Below are 17247 nucleotides of genomic sequence, written 5' to 3'. Positions count from 1 at the left end.
GCAAGGAGTGTGCGATGCGATTTGCAGTCTATAAAACGGATGGGCACCGCGGCATCGCGGTGGAGCACGGCGGGCGATGGTTCGGGCTGACCGCCGAGGACACCGCCTATCCGGGCGATCTGGATGCGCTGCTGGCGCACGGCGCTGATCTTGCCGAAGTGGGCGCGCTTCTCGCGCGCGGCGCGCCGGTCGATCTCGAGGCGGTGCGCTTGCTGCCGCCGTTCGGACGGTCCGGCAAGATCGTCTGTGTCGGATTGAACTACCTCGACCACTCGACCGAGACCGGGTTTGCGAAGCAGGCCTATCCGACCGTGTTCGCGCGGTTTGCGTCGAGCCTGATCGGCCATGGCGACCCGATCGCGCTGCCGGCGCAATCGTCCCAACTCGACTACGAGGGCGAACTAGTGGCGGTGATCGGCAAGGGCGGACGCAGCATCGCGCGCGAGCGGGCGCTCGATCATGTTGCCGGCTATTCGATTTTCAACGACGCCACGCTGCGTGATTACCAGTTCCGCACGCCGCAATGGACGATGGGTAAGAACTTCGACGGGACGGGGGCATTCGGGCCGTGGTTCGTCACGGCCGACGAACTGCCGCGCGGCTGCAAGGGGCTGAAGATCCAGACGCGCTTGAACGGTGCGGTCGTGCAGGAGGCATCGACGTCGGACATGATTTTCGATGTCGAGACGCTGGTCGTGCTGCTGAGTGACGTGATGACGCTGCAGGCCGGCGATGTGATCGTCACGGGCACGCCTGCCGGTATCGGGATGGCGCGCGAACCGCAGCTCTGGATGAAAGCCGGAGACGTGTGCGAAGTCGAGATCGAGCGGCTCGGCGTGTTGCGCAACCCGGTCGCGTACGTGGGGACGGTCCGGCGCGACGCTTGACTTACGCGCATGGTGCTCTGCGCCCGGCTCGCAGGCGTTGTCAGGCAGGTTCTCTACATGCGAGGAGAGGCGGACGCGCGCGTAGGGTGCCGTGATCGTGAGCGTGACAACAGACAGAGGTGCCTGTCACGTTCGGACAGTCTTCTGAGATTTTAAGTGGGACGTCCGATGCGGTTATGCTGGTGATTTAGTCGCAGGCGAAGGATGATTACCCGTCGACGCAAAGAAGTCTGCTGGCTCGTCCGGCCTGGCGAAGTGCCTCCCGTATCTGAAAGATCGACTACAAGAGCTTGATCGGTAAAACGCGATTTGATTCCAAGGGCGATCTCCAGAATGCGACGATGACACTCTATACGTTCAAGAACGGGAAACGCGAAAGCCTGCGCGTACAACATTGAATATCGGGACACCCCGACACGACGTTCGGGGTGTCTGCTTCCTCTCTGGTCAAACGCGCCCGTGCGCTCAGTCGCCTGCAGCCAGGAAGTTCACCGGACCGTCAGTCAAACGCAAAGCGGGGGAACCCGATCCGCCCACGGTGCAGCGCGCTCAAGCTGCGCGGCGAGCGAGAACAGCAGCGACTCTGCGCCGAACGCCCCCGCGAAATGGCTGCCGATCGGCAGGCCTTGCTCGTCCCAGTAAAGCGGCACCGACATCGCGGGCTGACCGGTCGCGTTGAACCATGCCGTGAACGGAGAAAACCGATGCGCTCGATCGATGACTTCGCTCAACGACTGCGTGTCGTCCGCGGTCGCAAGTTCGGCCGGCGCAAGCGGCGGCATCGCGAGCGTCGGCGTTAGCAGCACGTCGTAGCGCTCCATCAACCGGCCGAACGTCCGGCCCAATGCATGGATCCAGTCGACGGCGCTCGCGTATTCGGCGCCGCTTGCATTGCCTTTCTCCCGCAGGATGATACGGGTGCGGGCCTCGATTTCGCCGTCGCGTACCGGAAGTCCGCGCTGGTTGCCTATCATGTCGACCAGCGCACGCGTTTGTGCGCCGATGATCGTGAATACACGGTCATAGAACGCCTCCGAATCGACCGGACTATCGAGCGGCTCGACGTGGTGTCCGAGCGAGCGCAGCAACGCGACGGTATGTGCGAGTGCGGGTCGGCAGGCCGGATGAAGCGGCCACGGTGGCGCTTGCTCTATCACGGCGATTTTTAGCGGCCGCGGATCGCGCTGCGTGGCCGCGAGAAACGTCTCCGGTTGGCATGGCGCCGCATAGGGCGCGCCGGTATCGGCGCCCGCGGTCAGGTCCAGCAGGGCGGCGCTGTCGCGAACCGAGCGCGTGATCGCGTGGTTGATGGCCATGCCGGCCCATCCTTCGCCGATCATCGGGCCATTCGGCGTTCGACCGCGTGTCGGCTTCAATCCGAACACGCCGCAGCAGGACGCGGGCACCCTCAGCGAGCCACCGCCGTCGTTGCCGTGCGCGAACGGCAGCACGCGCGCGGCGACAAGCGCTGCCGCGGCGCCGCTCGATCCGCCGGCGCTCACATGCGGATTCCACGGATTGCGTGTGACGCCGAAACGCGCTGAGGAGGTGCAAAACGACGTGCCCAGTTCGGGCGACAGCGAGGTTCCAGCGATCGGTATGCCCGCGCGCCGTAGGCGCCCCACGAGTTCGCCGTCGAAGTCGGGCCGGTAGTCGCCGAACAGGAACGATCCGTTCGCCATGCGTGCGCCGCGCACCGGCATGAAAAGGTCCTTGATGAGTGTCGGGACACCGGCGAGTACGCTCTCGTGGCCAGTGATGGTCGATGCGGCTAGTCTGGCCGTTTCGTCGAGGCGCTCTGCGACGGCATTCAGCGAGGGGTTGATCGCGTCGAGACTGGCGAGGACGGCGTCCAGCAGTTCCGTCGGCGTTACTTCTTTCTCGCGAACGAGCGCCGCGAGCGCGATGCCATCATGCGTGGCGATGAGCGTTTGGAAATCTTTCATAGGTCTATCGTTCGAGAACAAGAAAATGGGAGTGGATCAATCGTCGCCGCGGCTACGAAATGCCGGCAGCAACCACAGCAGTGCCGTGGCGGCTGTACCGGACGCGATGGAGACGATTGCGGGACGCAGTCCGCCGAACGCCTGTGCACATCCGAGCACGACCAACGGGCTGAGGAACTGGCCCAAATAGAGCGCGGCTGTGAAACCGCCCAGGGCGCGGCCACGAATCGCGAGCGATAGCCTGCGCATCAGCGGCAGGATTGCGTTTGGGACCAGCATGCCGCCGCCGAAGCCGTGAATCACGACCGCCACGACGATGGCCGGCACCGTATTGGCGCTCGCAAGCAGATACAGACCCACCGCAAGCAGCACAAGGAGCGCGACATTGACGAAGCGCCGGCCGAGCGAGTCGCGCAACCATGGCCATGCGATGGAGCCGGCCAGCGTCGATAGCAAACCGATACCCGAGACCGCACCGATCATCGTCGACGAGTGCTGCCCGATGTCGATCATCAGCTGCGGCATCTGCACCGGGACCACGAAGGAACTGACCATTCCGACGCAGATCAGCAGATAGCCAATGGCGAGCGTCGACGCGAGCTTGCCGCCGGACAGCGGCGTGCCGCCGTCGCCCGGCTCGGCGGGCCGACCATGACGCAGCGGCTCCCACAGCAGGGCGGCAATCGCAGGTATGAGCAGGATCGGCAGCAGGTAAAGATAGAACGGATAGCGCCATGCGTGCTCGCCGGCCGCGCCGCCGAGCACGAAAAAAATCGTGCCGACGACACCGATCGTGACGACCTGCCGGTTCACGTAGCGCACCCGTTGTTCACCGTGCCAGTAGTCGCCGATTAACGTCGTGCAGCACGTCATCACGCACGCTTCCGCGGCGCCGAGCGCGAACCGGCAGACGAGGATCGCGGTGAAACTGTCGAGCCATGCCGGCGCAGCGCCGACCAGCCCGTACACGAGCGTTGCTAGCAAAAGCAGCATCTTGCGTCCGACGCGATCGGCAAGCCAGCCGGCGAGCGGCGCGCACAGCGCGATCGCAAGGGCGGGGCCCGTCGCGACGAGCGGCACGAGTGCGGCGAGGCGCGGGTTGGCTGGCACGAAGTCCGCCGCGAGTTTCGGCAGGATCGGCGCGATCATGACTGCGCCCATTACGGTGAGACTGCTGCCGAGCAGCAGCACAGCACCCTGGCTGGCGCCGGCTTGCCTAGCGGCACGTGAATATGGCGCGGTATGCGCGGAAGAAAGCGGATTCATCGACTGCTCCCGAATCAGAACATCAGAACGACAGCGCGGCACGCAGCGCGATTTGGTACCCCTGCGCGTGGTTTTGCGCACCGAATTCCTTGTAAACGTGCAGCCATACCGCCGGCTTTCCCTGTTCGACATAGCTGATCGCGGGGCCCACCGCGTTCACGTGCGCGCGGTTGCCGTCGACATTCGGGCCGTGGTCGTTGCTCAGTTGCCGCTCGATGTAGCCGCCGAGGCCGGCGGTGAACGGGCCGATGTGCTGTCCGAGCGCGAATTCCTGGCGGAACCCGGTGCCGCTTCGATAGTTCGTTGCACGGTTCGTCGTGTTCTGATCGACCTCGATGCTGGTCGAGATTTCGAATCCGCTGTCGGTGATGTACGTTGCGCCGATGATCGGCGAGAAGGTCCAGTGGTTGACGCCAGGATTGAAAAGTCGAGTGGACCGATAGGCTCCCGTTGGCGCCTGCACTTGGAGTGCGACGTTGACGAACAGATTAGGCAAAGTCCACGCGAGAATCAGCGGCTGGAAATCCGCATCGCCGATATTGGTCGGATCGGCCGACATTGCGAGCGTTCCCGCGGGCGTCGGTACGTTCACGTGCCCGTTCAGATTCAGGAACGGCACGATCGCGCCGAAGCCGACGTTCGCGCCGAACAGCCTCGCGTTTGTCATTCTGATGTATGCGAGGCTCCACGACGCGGCTGTTAATGAGAAGTCGGCATTGCCGCCGTTGCGCATCGTGTGCGTCGAGTAGTACGCGAAGCGTGTGGCGAGCGTGCCGTTGGGCGTGGGTGGCGGCGTCATCCCCGCGCCGAAATCGAACACGCCGAACGGCGTGATCGGGCCGTCGTTTTCAAGCGCGCCAGCGCTCTGACATGCGAGCGTTGCCGCCAATGTGCCGATCGCGACGACGGTGGTGCGTGTGCGACAGTGCCGCACGCCATGCGGGCGTCTTAGGACTTTCATCGTGCCGTTTCCCGTACAGTTGAAATGTGTACGGAGTCTAGGAACGTCAAAATCCGGCGCGTTATCCGCTTTTGGTAATTATCGTGGGGGGCGTTTGAGCGTATCGGACGGCAGTTCGCCGAACAGTTCCCGGTAGTGCGACGCGAATCGGCTCAGGTGCCAGAAGCCCCAGCGGCACGCGACGTCGCTGACCGAAGCGCTCGCCGGGGAATGTTCGCGCAGTTCGCGACGCACCGCGTTGAGCCGTACCACACGCAAGTACCACGCAGGATGCGTGCCGAGGATTTCCTCGAAGCAGTACTGCAGCTTGCGCCGGCTCGCGCCCACCGCACGGCATACGTCGAGCACGGTCAGTGGAACGCCGGGCTGCGAGATCACGAGCTCGCGCACGCGGTCGACGATGCGACGCCGCGCGGATGGATCGAGCCGAACGGGCCGGCCGGCCGCTTCAAGCGCGTCGACGAGTTCGATCAGAATAGTGTCGCGCAGCGCCTTGCGCGTCTGCAGACGCGCAAGGCGCTGCTCCGACGTGTCTGCAGCGCTGAAACCCGCTACCAGCAAGGATTTCAACGCTTCGTAGCGGGCCACCGGCACGCGCGCGATGCTGGTTTCGCTGGACGGCGTTCCGCCGGCTTCGCCATCGTTATCGCCGAGCCATACCAGCCTGCGAAGCGTATCGGTTGGGACAGTCAGCAATACGACGTCCTGGTGGTCCGGGGTGCGCAACTCCGGCAGCGATGTGCCGCTGGAGACAAGCAGCGCTTTGTCGCGCAGCGGTGAGCCGCCGCAGTATCCGGTGCCTGAGGTTTCCAGCGGGATGCTGAACGACGTGCTACCGGCGCACTGGTCGCCACGTTTCAGCAGCGAGCGATTCACGCGTTCCCTCAGGAGCTGCATCTCGTCGAGGCGGATCGCATGGACGGTACCCTGGAAAGGCCCAGGCGAGAGCTGATCGAGGTGGATCGACCAGCCGTGCGTGCATTCGGCGAGGCTGTCGACGTCATTGCAGGTGAAGCGCCGGATGAACGGCATCCCGTCCGTCGAAGAGTCGCCGGTTGTCGCGGGCGGCAACGGGGTGTACGGCATGGCAGGTTGGGCGATGGACGAAGACCAGTGCCGACAGTGCGCACACCATAAATCATTGACAATGCGTCTTTACCCCGAGGCCGGACGTGCCCGACGCGCTCGCGGCTGGCAGACCTTCGGCCGACGACGTCGGCGGCGAATTCACGAGCCAGCCTCCGTCATCGACTTCCTGATAGCGCCGCATCAGCGGGTTGACTTGGCGAACGCTCAGACCGATCCGTTACGCTGCACGCCCGGGTTTCCAACCCATCTCGGCGATCAGCATCACCTTGGTTCGGTCAAGTTCTCGCATGGCGCACTCAGTGAGATTGAGTACCGGGAGAGTCTGGGGCTGACGACATAACCGATCGTATGTCTATGCAGTTATTACTAGTGCATACAGAAGAGAGACCTAAATTTTCAAAATAATTACAAAAACGACGAATATTAATATTCGCGTAAGAATTTGATCGATGAATTTCAAAAAGAACTCCGGAATTTTGCTAGTGCGGCGAGAATGAGGGCGCGCTGGAGAGTCGATATTTGATCTAGAGCTATTGCATCTTTTATTTATTGTTTGATCAAAAATCTGCAGTTGCTGGATGCACGTCAATGACTATGCCGCGTATAATTAAGTGAATTTGAAAGCCATATTTCATAAATTGCTTTGTACATGAGGGGCCGCCGGGAGATGCAACTTGTTTGACGCCCGGTTATCGCATAAACAGCGGCGCCATTGTGATTGCTGCTCGCACTCCCGTCAGTGCCATCACTTTGCCAACGTTCTCAACTGAGGATCATTATGGTCACCGATCCGTGTTAGTGCGCAGGGATTCGAGAAAAATCCGAGGCCCTGAGCAGTATCCTGGGATACGTGTTGTGTCCCGGCCGAGGTTCGTCCGGCGGCGAATTGCGACTCATAGGTTACCCCCCCCACTGCTTGCCGGCTGCACCTATTTCGCTCTCTTATTTTAAATACAAGGAAAACCAATGAAAGGCAAAAGCAGCACGCGCCTCGTCCTAAGGCTCTCCACCTTGGCCGCGCTCGCCGTGCAAGCGTCCGCGCAAGCGGCCACCTGCACGCCGCAGTGGAGCAGTTCGGCCAGCACCAACACCACGAATCTGCAGAACGCCATCCAACAGTGCGCTGCCAGCGGCACCAGCAGCAGTCCGGGCCTGGTCGACCTGGCCAGCAACAACGGCATCTCGACGGCGGTCATCACCAGCGTGAATCTCGCCAACAATATCGTGCTGAAGTTGGAGAAGGGCTTCACGCTGAAGGGCTCGCCCGCGCAGCCCTCGAGCGGCGCGATGCTGACCGGCAGCAATCTGAGCAACCTGACCATTACCGGCACCGGCGCGATCGACGGCGACGGACAGGACTACTGGCCTGCCGCAGTCGGGCAGAACAATACGGCCCGGCCCAAACTGATCGCCATCACCGGCTCAAACCTGCAGATTGGCTCGAACTTCACCGATGCCGGCAAATCGCAGTCGATCGTGGCCTTCCCGAGTTCGTCCAATGCTACCGGCAGCGCACTGATCATCCGCAACTCGCCGAAGGAGCAACTGGTGATTGAATCGGGCTCGAAGAACGTCACGATCGACGGCGTGTGGATCTACGCGAATCCGAACCGCAATGCCAGCGGTGACGATCTCGCGCCGAACACCGACGCGATCGACATCATCGGCACCCAGACGGCGACCATCAAGAACTGTCTGCTCGACACCGGCGACGACGATATCGCCATCAAGTCAAACGCGGGCGGGGCGGCCACCTCGAGCGTCAACGTCAGCCATTGCGTGGTGGGCGGTGGTCATGGCATCTCGATCGGCGGCCAGGAGGCGGCCGGCACCACGCTCGCCAAGCCCGGCGTCTCGCAGGTGACGGTCGACACGATGCAGTTCAGCGGCACCGACTACGGCTACCGGATCAAGACCGACCAGACCGCCAAGGACAGCGGTGCCACCACCGGCGTGACCTACCGGAACACCTGCATGCGCAACGTCCAGCAGCCCTTCCTGTTCACCTACGCCTACGCCTCGGGCACCGGCGGCGCCCTGCCGATCATCGCCAACGTCACCATCGACAATGTGATCGCCACCGCCACCAAGCAGCAAGGCGCCATAATCGGGCTCTCGAACAGCCTGATGGGCGTGCCAAAATCGGGCGACACGGGAATCAGCATCACCAATAGCCAGATCAGTGGCGGTAAGGCCTTCTCCGTGACCGACGGCGAATTGCAACTGGGCAGCCACAGCAGCGCGACGACCTCGACCGGTTCGAACGGACAAGTAGTGGGGATTCCGGATACCGGCGCGACGCTGTCCTGCCCGAGCAGCATCACGATCCCTGCGCAGATTTGAGCGACATGGGGACACGTCTTCGGTAGGGGCCAAATTAGGATCAAAACGCCTGATGCGTAAGCGCGAAATCCTCCGCACCTAGCCGGCACTGCTGAATCGATCCACGATTGCGTCCGCAACTCACACTTGCGGACGCAACCACGATGACAGCTGACACGATTGACCTCGTTTACCTGCCCCTGAAGGTGATGCACGTTTCGCCGCACGGCAAACGGTCGTTCGATCCAGATGGGAAACGCCGCCTGGTCGAAGCATGCTTGCAACCCGGCGCGTCACTATCGTTGGCCAGGCTGGCTTACCCGGATACGGGAGGCCAATCTGATCCGTTCAATGTCGTGCAAGGGCTGCTCGCCCCATAACGCGGCGTGCGAAGGCTTCTTGGGGTGCTCTTGATTTCCATGCATTTTTCCGGTTAGCCGCCTTTAAGCCCAGTAAGGCTTTGCCATGCGACCCTCAATAAATATCTATACAAATCAATATGATACTGTCTACCCCTCGCTTGAAGATCGTTGGTCGTTGTCAGAAGGTCTGGTCGGCTCGAAACCCCACCGTCGCCGGCTGTGCAAGCAGGCCCGAAAGGCCTTCTTGTTAGGCTCGTTGACTGGTTGACAGGACGGCGTTGTCGGACGCGGTACTCGGCAGGATCCGCTTCGCATAGAGCGCTGTCGATGGCGGTCAAAATCCGCGCTTTTCCGGCGGCGTCACGTCGCGGCGGCATGACACAAATGTAAAAGTCGGCGTTTTGGACGCGACCAACCTGTCGGAAGCGGGATGTTGATGCGGGGCGCGACGTAAGGAGCCCGTAGGGTGACTGGAGACGCGCCCCGCGTCGCATTGGGCGATGCGCATGGTAGAAAGGCGTTTGCCGAAGAAGAACAACAGGCGCGGCACCGGCCTCAACCGCCAAGTCCAGTACGGTGCCGCACCTCCACATAGGATCCAGATGGCAGGCCCGTCGGCCGGCCGGAGAGCCGTGTGAGCGATCAGTATCGCATTGCTCGCGCGGCCCGTCGACCTCAGTCGACTCCTCGTCTTTGGCGTTCTCGAGGAACCGCCAATGCAGCCGCCCACGGGCCGCCTGTACCTGTGCGCCCGTTGCCGGGCGCAGGTCTTCATCTGCCGCCGGTGCGATCGCGGCAATCGATATTGCCGGAATTGCGCCGCCGACGTACGCCGTGACCGTGTGCGCGAGGCTGGACGACGCTATCAGCGCACGCGCCGTGGGCGCGTTGCTCACGCGGCTCGAGCCAAGCGCTATCGGGCTCGGCGCAATAAAGTGACGCATCAGGGTTCACCTGACGTGCCCGCCGATGGTGTACTGCAACCGGACCGTGACGCCGCCATTGCACTCGCCAACGCCGCCGCCCATCCGGCGGCGGCGCAGCCGTTGCGTTGCCATTGCTGCGGCGGCTTGTTGCTGCCACTGGTGCGAACCGGCTTCGTGCGCCGTCGCGGTCCCCGTCGTGTTCGCTCCGAAGGGGCCTCCTTCGGGCGGTGCCCTGATCGCGGAGACCCCGATGACGATTCCGGTTGAACTCGAAGCGCAGATCCTGCGCCTGTATTACGCCGAGAAATGGCCGTGCGGCACCATTGCCAAGCAGTTGCGCGTGCATCGTGAGACGGCGCAGCGCGTGATTGCCCATGCCGGGCTGCCCCGGATTGGGCCGCAGCCGAAACCCTCGATGATCGAACCGTACCTGCCGTTCATCCGGCAGACACTGACGAAATACCCAACGCTGACGGCCAGCCGCCTCTATGTGATGGTTCGCGAGCGCGGCTACAAAGGGGCGCCGGACCACTTCCGGCATCTGATCTCACTGCACCGCCCCCGGAAACCTGCGGAGGCCTTCCTGCGTCTGCGCACGCTCCCCGGCGAGCAGGCCCAGGTCGATTGGGGGCACTTCGGCCACTGATGGCGTTCGTGATGGTGCTCTCATACTCGCGCGATATCTACCTGCGCTTCTTCCTTGATGCGCGAATGGAGAACTTCCTGCGCGGCCACATCGGCGCGTTTAACACATGGTGTGGACTACCAAGAGTCCTGCTGTACGACAACCTGAAATCGGCCGTGCTCGAGCGCGTTGGTGATGCGATCCGCTTCCATCCGACGCTGCTCGCGTTCGCCGGCCACTACCGCTTCGAGCCTCGGCCTGTCGCCGTTGCGCGCGGCAACGAGAAGGGACGCGTGGAACGCGCGATCCGCCATGTTCGAGAAGCCTTCTTCGCCGCGCGCAAGTACACCGATCTCGATGATCTGAACGCGCAAGCCGAGCAATGGTGCCGTACCCAGGCGGCCGACCGGCCATGCCCTGAGGATCGCACGATGACCGTGCGCGAAGCGTTCGCTCGCGAGCAGCCGTTGTTGTTGACGTTGCCCGACAATCCATACCCCGTCGAAGAGCAACTGGCCGTGAAGGTGGGCAAGACGCCGTACGTGCGCTTCGACCTGAACGATTACACGATCCCGCATACCCACGTGCGTCGCACGTTGACCGTCCGGGCCGACCTCAACCAGGTGCGGGTGTTCGACGGTGCCGAGATGATCGCCAGCCATCGACGTTGCTACGACCGGGCCGAACAGATCGAAGACCCACAGCACCTTAAAACGCTCGAGCAGTTCAAACGCGAAGCCCGGCAGCACCGCGGCGTCAACAGCCTGACCCGAGCGGTACCGGCCTGCGAGCTCCTGCTGATCCGTGCGGCCGAACGTGGCGCAAGCGTCGGCGGGCTGACGAGCTCGCTGCTACGCCTGCTCGACCGCTACGGCGCTGCCGAATTGCAGGCCGCCGTCGAAGACGCGTTGCGTGCGGGATCGGCGCATACCAATACCGTACGGGCCGCGCTGGAGCGCCGCCGCGCCGCGCGCGGCGCACCGCCTCCCGTTGCCATGAATCTGCCGGAGCACGTACGGCGCAAGGATGCGCCCGTCCAGCCGCACCGGCTCGATACCTACGATCAACTGACTGCGGAGAAAAAGGATGACGTCGACCCCGAACAACAATGAGATGCTGCGTTCGCGCGCCAGGGCGTTACGCCTGAACGGCCTCGTCGAGCATTGGTCCGAAGTCGACGGCTCCACCTGGCTTGCGCCGTTGCTGCAGTGGGAGGAAGACGAACGGGCCCATCGATCACTGCAACGGCGCATTCGCGCCGCGAAGCTGAGCAAGTTCAAGACGCTGACCGACTTCGACTGGGACTGGCCCAAGCGGATCGACCGCGCGGCGGTCGAGGACCTGATGTCGCTCTCGTTCCTCGACGACGCGACCAACATCGTGTTCATCGGCCCGAACGGCGTGGGCAAATCGACGCTGGCGCAGAACGTCGCGCACCATGCGCTGATCCAGGGCCGCACGGTGCTGTTCAAGTCGGCTAGCGAGATGCTCGGCGAACTCGCGGCACTGGACAGCGATTCGGCGCTGCGCCGCCGCTTGCATCACTATGCCACGCCGGACATCCTCGTGATCGACGAGGTCGGCTATCTCTCGTACTCGAACCGCCACGCCGACTTGCTGTTCGAACTCGTCAGCCGTCGATATGAGGCCCGATCGACCATCGTGACGACCAACAAGCCGTTCGCGGAATGGTCGGAGGTGTTCCCGAACGCCGCCTGCGTAGTGTCGCTGGTCGACCGTCTCGTGCATCGCGCCGAGGTGATCTCGATCGAAGGCGAATCGTATCGGCTCAAAGAGGCCCGCGAGCGCAACGAAGCGCGGGCCCGGCAGCGCAAGACGCGCAAACCTGCCGCAAAGAAGGGGCCGACGTCATGAGCCGCGCACCGTTGCTGCCCTCCGGGCGCCGGCGTGGCCTGCCGTTCGTCGTGCCCGACGACTGGACGCCCGAACAGGCGCTGGCTGCGTATGAACTGCTCGAGGATCTGCTCGCCGTGATCACCGACTTCTACGGCGCCCAACTCCACGAACAGCTGCGTGAGCAGCGCACGTCACGACCGGGTATCCGAACGCGAAAGCTCGACCCGCCGTTCTGAACAGCGCCACCGCCGCATCACGTCAAAGGGGCCCGAGGGCCCCTTCGTACTTGAGCGAATCACTCAGCATTGCACCGCCATTTAAGCGCGGTTTTACACCGCCATCAACAGCCCCATAGCGCGCATCGCTATCAACCTCCCGCCACGGTCCGTCGAGCCAGGCTGGATTCCAACAATATCGACACGAGACTCACTGTCTGACTGGCTACAAAATTCCGCCGCAGGTCACAGGTGACCTGAGACGGATCGTGTAGCCAAACGGCAAGTGAGTTCTCTTATCCTAGAGGCAAGGAGAACTCGATGAAGAAGCGACATACCGACGAACAGATCATCCGCATCCTGCGGGAAGCCGAGAGCCAGGAGGTACCGGTCAAGGATCTGTGCAAGCGGCACAACATCTCGGAGCAGACGTTCTACCGGTGGCGCACCAAGTTCGGTGGCATGGACGTGGCCGAAGCACGTCGGCTCAAGGAACTGGAATCGGAGAACGAGAAGCTCAAGCGGCTGGTGGCCGAGCAATTGCTGGTGATCGACGGCTTGAAGGAGTTCAGCCGAAAAAAATGAATTCCCCGACGGGCCGGCGCGAAGCGCTGGAAGTCCTGACTCGGCGGGGATTATCGCAACGCAAGGCATGTCGTTACCTGGGGCTGAGCCGCCGGGTGGCGATCTACACGCTCAAGCAACCGGAGAAAGACCGGAGCTTGGGCGAGCGGTTGATCGCGGCTTCCCAAGAGGTGCCACGCTTCGGTTATCGTCGGATCTCGGCTTGGCTGTCGTTGGGCGAATCGCGTGTGCGCCGGATGTGGCGTGCGCTGAAGCTGAACATCCCGAAGCGCCGGCCGCGTCGACGGCGTTGCGGCAGCGATATTCGCCTGCCGGGTGCGACGAAACCCAATTCGGTCTGGAGCTACGACTTCGTCCACGACCAGTTGGTCGACGGTCGAGTCTTGAAGATGCTGTGCGTGATCGACGAATACACCCGCGAATGCCTAGCAATCGAGGTCGGGGCCAGCTTGCGTTCGCAAGACGTGATCCTGGTCCTGTCGCGATTGATGCGCCTATACGGCAAGCCGGCGTTCATTCGGTCCGACAACGGCGCGGAATTTACGGCGGCCAAGGTTATGCGCTGGCTGCGTGACGCGGCAATCGGGCCAGCCTTCATTACGCCCGGTAACCCGTGGCAAAACGGCTTCGTCGAAAGCTTCAACGGCAAGCTGCGCGACGAGCTGCTGAATCGGGAATGGTTCCGCAGCCGCGCCGAGGCCAAGGTGCTCATCGAGCGCTGGCGACAGTTCTACAACGAGCGTCGGCCGCATAGCGCTCATCGTTACCAACCTCCTGCCACGGTCCGTCGAGCCTGGCTGGATTCCGAGAATATCGACAGGCGACTCACTGCTTAACTGGCTACAAGATCCCACCGCAGGTCACAGGATTTCTAGAGCAGATCATTACAATCGGCAGCGCATGCCCACGTCGATCGACTACCTCACTCCCGTCGAATACGAAACCCGACGCTGCATGACATGCTGAACGTGAAAACGAGGCAGGGTCAATCCGGGTGGGCGTGGATTGTGCAGACAGTCTCTGCACAATCCGGTCTGCAGGCCACGTCGAGTAAAAAGCTCGCATCTGCGCGAGATTGCGCCATCCGAAACTACGACCGAATCACTCTGACAGCCCGGCGCCCAAACGGCGGATCACCGCGTCGCCATAAGCGGGCCGCCCCTTCCCGCCCTGCTCGAACTCAACGATTCGTCGCCCGATCTCCCAATATGTCGCCGTCATCAGGGCGTTCACCGTGCGAGCCGTCGCTTCGCGCGACGACGCAACTACATCGGCAATTTCACGGTGCAGTCCGGCATAAGCGGCCTGCCCGACATCGAGCTGCGTCACAGTGCGTTCACCGCGTCCTTAAACGCCTCGCGCCGTAGCCCAGTATTACCGACTCCGTCATTTCCCGCAGGATAGCTTCCGCTACTTCACCGTTGCCAATGGCATGAACAATGCCAGCGGGTCGCTAGTCAGCGGCGCGAAGCCGAAATGCCGGTAGAACGCCGCAGCCGTTTCGTCCTTTGCGTCGACCGTCAGAGCCACCGCAGCGATTTCGGACTTTGCGGCACGTTGCAGCGCGTTGACCAGCAGCGCTGCGCCGAGTCGCCTGCCGCGATATGCCTGATCGACGGCCAGGCGCCCCATGCGCACCACCGGGATCGCAGGATAACGGGGCAACTTGCGCGCGATGGCGTGCGGCAAATCCGTGAGCGCGACGCTGGCGGCAGACAGTGTGTAGTAGCCCGCGACAACGTTGCCGTCGAGCATCACGAAACAGGCGGCCACCCTGCGGCGTACGTCCTGCGTAACCACCTCGCGCAGATATCGATCAAGCGCGGGCGTGCCGCATGCGAATCGAGATCGATCATGAGCCGCCTCAAGGGCGGCCACTACCAACTGCGCACCGCTCATGCGTTACGCAGCAGTTGATCGTGAAGATCGATCGCGCGCTTGAGCGCGTCGACCGGCTCGGCGGGCGTCAGGATCGCGTGCGCGAACCGTTCCGATTCCGCGACCGACAGGCGGATCACTTCCGCGTCGGCAATCGCGCGTTGCGCCGCCTCCCGGGCGGCCGAGACGACGAAATCGGACATCGTGCGCCCCTGAATCTCGGCAGCGCGCCGGATCGCCGCGTGCACATCCGTTTCGATGCGGGCCTCAAATCGTGTGGTAGCCATGGTCACTCACCTCCTCACGCCATTGTACGGAAAATTGCCGGGGCGATCAAGGTGTACGGAAAATTGCCGAGTCACTATCGCGCAAATTGAAAATGCTGGGCGACGTGTTTGACGCATCGCGAAGTCTCTTCGCACTTGTAGACCAAAATAAAGTCGTCAAATTACGGGCCAGAAGCCTTGATCCGCGAGGATTCCGGAGTGACGGAACTACATTGCGCTATGTGACGGTCATCCGCTACCAGAAAGGCTTTGGCGGGCCGCCCAGCGCTTCGCCGTGGGTCGAATGGGTGCGCCAGCGTGGCGGCTGGTGGAGCAGCCCCCCTGAAACACCGGACCGTCTTGGCGCCCCGCCCGTTGCGCTGATTCGTGGCGTTGGCCGGCTTGGCCGCACCGGCAGGGTAGCCAAGATGATGATTCATCTCGCCGCTCAGTGCTCGCTCGATCAGCGCCTTCTTGAGCGCCAGCGTCGCGGCATTGATGGCTTCTGCTGTCATTGGACCGTTGCCAAACTGCTCAAGCAGTTCGGCCGGAATCGCCGGCAGTTCCACCGGCTGGGCTTTCGGTTTGCGAGGCATACACTCTCCTTGAGAGAATGTTATGCCTTAAACACGAAATTCCTGACAGGCCCGATATCGGAGCAGACGTATTACCGATGGAAGAAGCAGTACGCGGGTCTGGAGTCGAACCAGGTCCGCGAACTGAAGCAACTCCAGGATGAGAACGAGCGGCTCAAGAAGCTAGTTGCGGAGCTGAGTCTGGACAAGGCCATCCTGCAGGATATCGCCACAAAAAAGTGGCCGCGCCCGCGCTGAAGAGACAGGCAGTGAGCTACATCGTGGATCACTACGGTCTTCCGACGCAGCGGGCGTGCCGGCTGGTCAAGCAAGCTCGCAGTACCCACTACTATCGCAGCGTCAAGGACCCGCAAACGGCACTGCGTCAACGCATGCGCGAGATTGCGCAGACGCGCGTTCGATATGGCTACCGGCGCGTGCACGTGCTGCTCAAGCGTGAAGGTTGGCGTGTGAGCCGTAATCGGGTCTATCGGCTCGACGCCGAAGAGCAGCTTCAACTGCGTTCGAAGCTACCCAAGCGCCGCAAGATGGTGGTGTCGCGCCGCGAGCGTTGCGTGCCGGTTCGTCCCAATGAAGTCTGGAGTCTGGACTTTGTGGCGGACCAGTTAGCCGACGGCACCCGCTTGCGCGCCCTGACGGTCGCGGACATCTTTAGCCGTGAAGCGCTGGCCATTGAAGTAGGCAAGCGCTTGCGTGCCGAGGACGTCGTGTCAGTGCTGAATCGTTTGGTGGCTCAGCGCCGCGCACCGAGGTTCCTGTTCGCCGATAACGGCAGCGAATTCTCGGGTCGCCTGCTGGACATGTGGGCCTACCACTACAAGGTGCAGATCGACTTCAGCCGGCCAGGCAAGCCCACCGACAACAGCTTCATCGAGACATTCAACGGCTCGTTCAGGGACGAATGTCTGAACCTGCACTGGTTCGAATCGTTGGCGGAAGCCAAACGAGAGATCGAGGCTTGGCGCCGCGACTACAATGAGACTCGACCTCACATGGCGCTCAAAGAGCTAACACCGGGTGAATTCGCCCGGCAATACAGCCTTCGGCCCACGGCCGAAGGCTCATGAAAGACCGAACACTAACGCTCGGCACTGTCCAAGAAATCCAAGCGGTTCAGGTGGATATCTGAATCCAGGTATGACAAGGCTTGTAATGCCTAGGTCGAAATCTCCGCACTTGAACGCACCGGCATACCGAGTATTCGGTTCATGGCGATATGGAAGTAGATTTCAGCTGGACATTGGGGCTTCAATTTGCGCCGATGCCGCCACCCTAACAGTCCGCTGGTTAGCCTAGGCAGCGGGCCCTGTGGAGTTGCCCCTGTAACTCAGGACACGCGGACACCGTTAGGTTGATGACACCGCATTACGCCTGAACTCGCGAGGCGAGCGGTATTTCAAGGCTTTGTGCGGGTGGCGCTCATTGTAGTGTTCAAACGCGATAGCCAGACGCGAGAGCGCTGTTGG

16 protein-coding genes and 3 pseudogenes are annotated in these 17247 nt (G+C 62.3%); 10 read left to right on the top strand and 9 right to left on the bottom strand.

Annotated elements, in window-relative coordinates:
• Positions 1–14: 14 nt before the first annotated feature.
• Positions 15–887 (top strand): fumarylacetoacetate hydrolase family protein, encoded by an 873-nt coding sequence (locus JMF86_RS26105; protein WP_011548514.1) that lies wholly within the window; start codon positions 15–17, stop codon positions 885–887.
• Positions 888–1390: 503 nt separating this feature from the next.
• Here JMF86_RS26105 and JMF86_RS26100 read toward each other — a convergent pair.
• From JMF86_RS26100 to JMF86_RS26085, 4 genes are all read right to left on the bottom strand, one after another.
• The gene (locus tag JMF86_RS26100; RefSeq protein ID WP_011548513.1) at positions 1391–2833 is read right to left on the bottom strand and encodes an amidase; all 1443 of its coding nucleotides are present in this window, start codon (positions 2831–2833) and stop codon (positions 1391–1393) included.
• Between the two features lie 36 nt (positions 2834–2869).
• On the bottom strand, positions 2870–4099 hold the full coding sequence (locus JMF86_RS26095; RefSeq protein ID WP_011548512.1) for an MFS transporter: 1230 nt from the start codon (positions 4097–4099) through the stop codon (positions 2870–2872).
• A gap of 22 nt (positions 4100–4121) precedes the next feature.
• Positions 4122–5060 (bottom strand): transporter, encoded by a 939-nt coding sequence (locus JMF86_RS26090; protein ID WP_011548511.1) that lies wholly within the window; start codon positions 5058–5060, stop codon positions 4122–4124.
• A gap of 78 nt (positions 5061–5138) precedes the next feature.
• Positions 5139–6092, bottom strand: a complete 954-nt coding sequence (locus tag JMF86_RS26085; protein ID WP_226113973.1) for a helix-turn-helix domain-containing protein — start codon at positions 6090–6092, stop codon at positions 5139–5141.
• Between JMF86_RS26085 and JMF86_RS26080 the strand changes: the two genes are divergently transcribed.
• The 8 genes and pseudogenes from JMF86_RS26080 to JMF86_RS26055 all read left to right on the top strand — a co-directional run bounded on the left by JMF86_RS26080 (position 6082) and on the right by JMF86_RS26055 (position 13877).
• Positions 6082–6489: a hypothetical protein gene (locus tag JMF86_RS26080; protein WP_226113972.1), complete on the top strand. Its 408-nt coding sequence runs from the start codon at positions 6082–6084 to the stop codon at positions 6487–6489. The genes JMF86_RS26085 and JMF86_RS26080 overlap by 11 nt on opposite strands.
• 626 nt (positions 6490–7115) lie before the next feature.
• Positions 7116–8492, top strand: a complete 1377-nt coding sequence (locus JMF86_RS26075; RefSeq protein ID WP_011548508.1) for a glycoside hydrolase family 28 protein — start codon at positions 7116–7118, stop codon at positions 8490–8492.
• A 143-nt stretch (positions 8493–8635) separates the two neighbouring features.
• Positions 8636–8773: pseudogene (locus tag JMF86_RS35140) on the top strand (IS66 family insertion sequence element accessory protein TnpB); the annotation flags it as partial.
• 1236 nt (positions 8774–10009) lie between these two features.
• On the top strand, positions 10010–10405 hold the full coding sequence (locus JMF86_RS35135) for a transposase (RefSeq protein ID WP_011694460.1): 396 nt from the start codon (positions 10010–10012) through the stop codon (positions 10403–10405).
• On the top strand, positions 10405–11496 hold the full coding sequence (locus JMF86_RS26070; RefSeq protein WP_011694461.1) for a DDE-type integrase/transposase/recombinase: 1092 nt from the start codon (positions 10405–10407) through the stop codon (positions 11494–11496). Before JMF86_RS35135 ends, JMF86_RS26070 begins: the two co-directional genes overlap by 1 nt.
• Positions 11471–12259, top strand: coding sequence for an IS21-like element helper ATPase IstB (gene istB, locus JMF86_RS26065; protein ID WP_011694462.1), 789 nt, complete (start codon positions 11471–11473; stop codon positions 12257–12259). Before JMF86_RS26070 ends, istB begins: the two co-directional genes overlap by 26 nt.
• Positions 12256–12477 carry a hypothetical protein gene (locus tag JMF86_RS26060; protein ID WP_011548505.1) on the top strand — a complete coding sequence of 74 codons (222 nt, stop codon included), beginning with the start codon at positions 12256–12258 and terminating at the stop codon, positions 12475–12477. The genes istB and JMF86_RS26060 overlap by 4 nt, the downstream gene beginning before the upstream one ends.
• Before the next feature lie 300 nt (positions 12478–12777).
• Positions 12778–13877, top strand: a protein-coding gene (locus JMF86_RS26055) for an IS3-like element ISBcen23 family transposase (protein WP_085962301.1) whose coding sequence is annotated in 2 segments (ribosomal slippage) — positions 12778–13030 and positions 13030–13877 — 1101 coding nt in all. Because the reading frame shifts where the segments join, the coding sequence is not laid out codon by codon here.
• A gap of 265 nt (positions 13878–14142) precedes the next feature.
• On the opposite strand, the gene JMF86_RS35435 is transcribed toward JMF86_RS26055, so the two are convergent.
• The 4 genes and pseudogenes from JMF86_RS35435 to JMF86_RS26035 all read right to left on the bottom strand — a co-directional run.
• Positions 14143–14370: a DUF1016 N-terminal domain-containing protein gene (locus JMF86_RS35435; protein WP_011548488.1), complete on the bottom strand. Its 228-nt coding sequence runs from the start codon at positions 14368–14370 to the stop codon at positions 14143–14145.
• A gap of 81 nt (positions 14371–14451) precedes the next feature.
• Positions 14452–14940 carry a GNAT family N-acetyltransferase gene (locus JMF86_RS26045; protein ID WP_011548487.1) on the bottom strand — a complete coding sequence of 163 codons (489 nt, stop codon included), beginning with the start codon at positions 14938–14940 and terminating at the stop codon, positions 14452–14454.
• Positions 14937–15206: a DUF1778 domain-containing protein gene (locus tag JMF86_RS26040; protein WP_011548486.1), complete on the bottom strand. Its 270-nt coding sequence runs from the start codon at positions 15204–15206 to the stop codon at positions 14937–14939. The genes JMF86_RS26045 and JMF86_RS26040 overlap by 4 nt, the downstream gene beginning before the upstream one ends.
• A 332-nt stretch (positions 15207–15538) precedes the next feature.
• Positions 15539–15781 (bottom strand): annotated as a pseudogene (locus tag JMF86_RS26035) (IS256 family transposase); the annotation flags it as partial.
• Between the two features lie 54 nt (positions 15782–15835).
• Between JMF86_RS26035 and JMF86_RS26030 the strand changes: the two are divergent.
• Positions 15836–16848, top strand: a pseudogene (locus JMF86_RS26030) (IS3-like element ISBcen22 family transposase); the annotation flags it as partial.
• Between the two features lie 279 nt (positions 16849–17127).
• On the opposite strand, the gene JMF86_RS35125 reads toward JMF86_RS26030, so the two are convergent.
• On the bottom strand, positions 17128–17247 hold a 120-nt coding region (locus JMF86_RS35125), incomplete at its 5' end, for an integrase core domain-containing protein (protein ID WP_231691705.1).

Source organism: Burkholderia sp. E168m15 (assembly GCF_016586105.1).
Taxonomy (GTDB): Bacteria; Pseudomonadota; Gammaproteobacteria; order Burkholderiales; family Burkholderiaceae; genus Burkholderia; species Burkholderia orbicola.
This window is presented reverse-complemented; position numbering and strand designations above follow the sequence as displayed.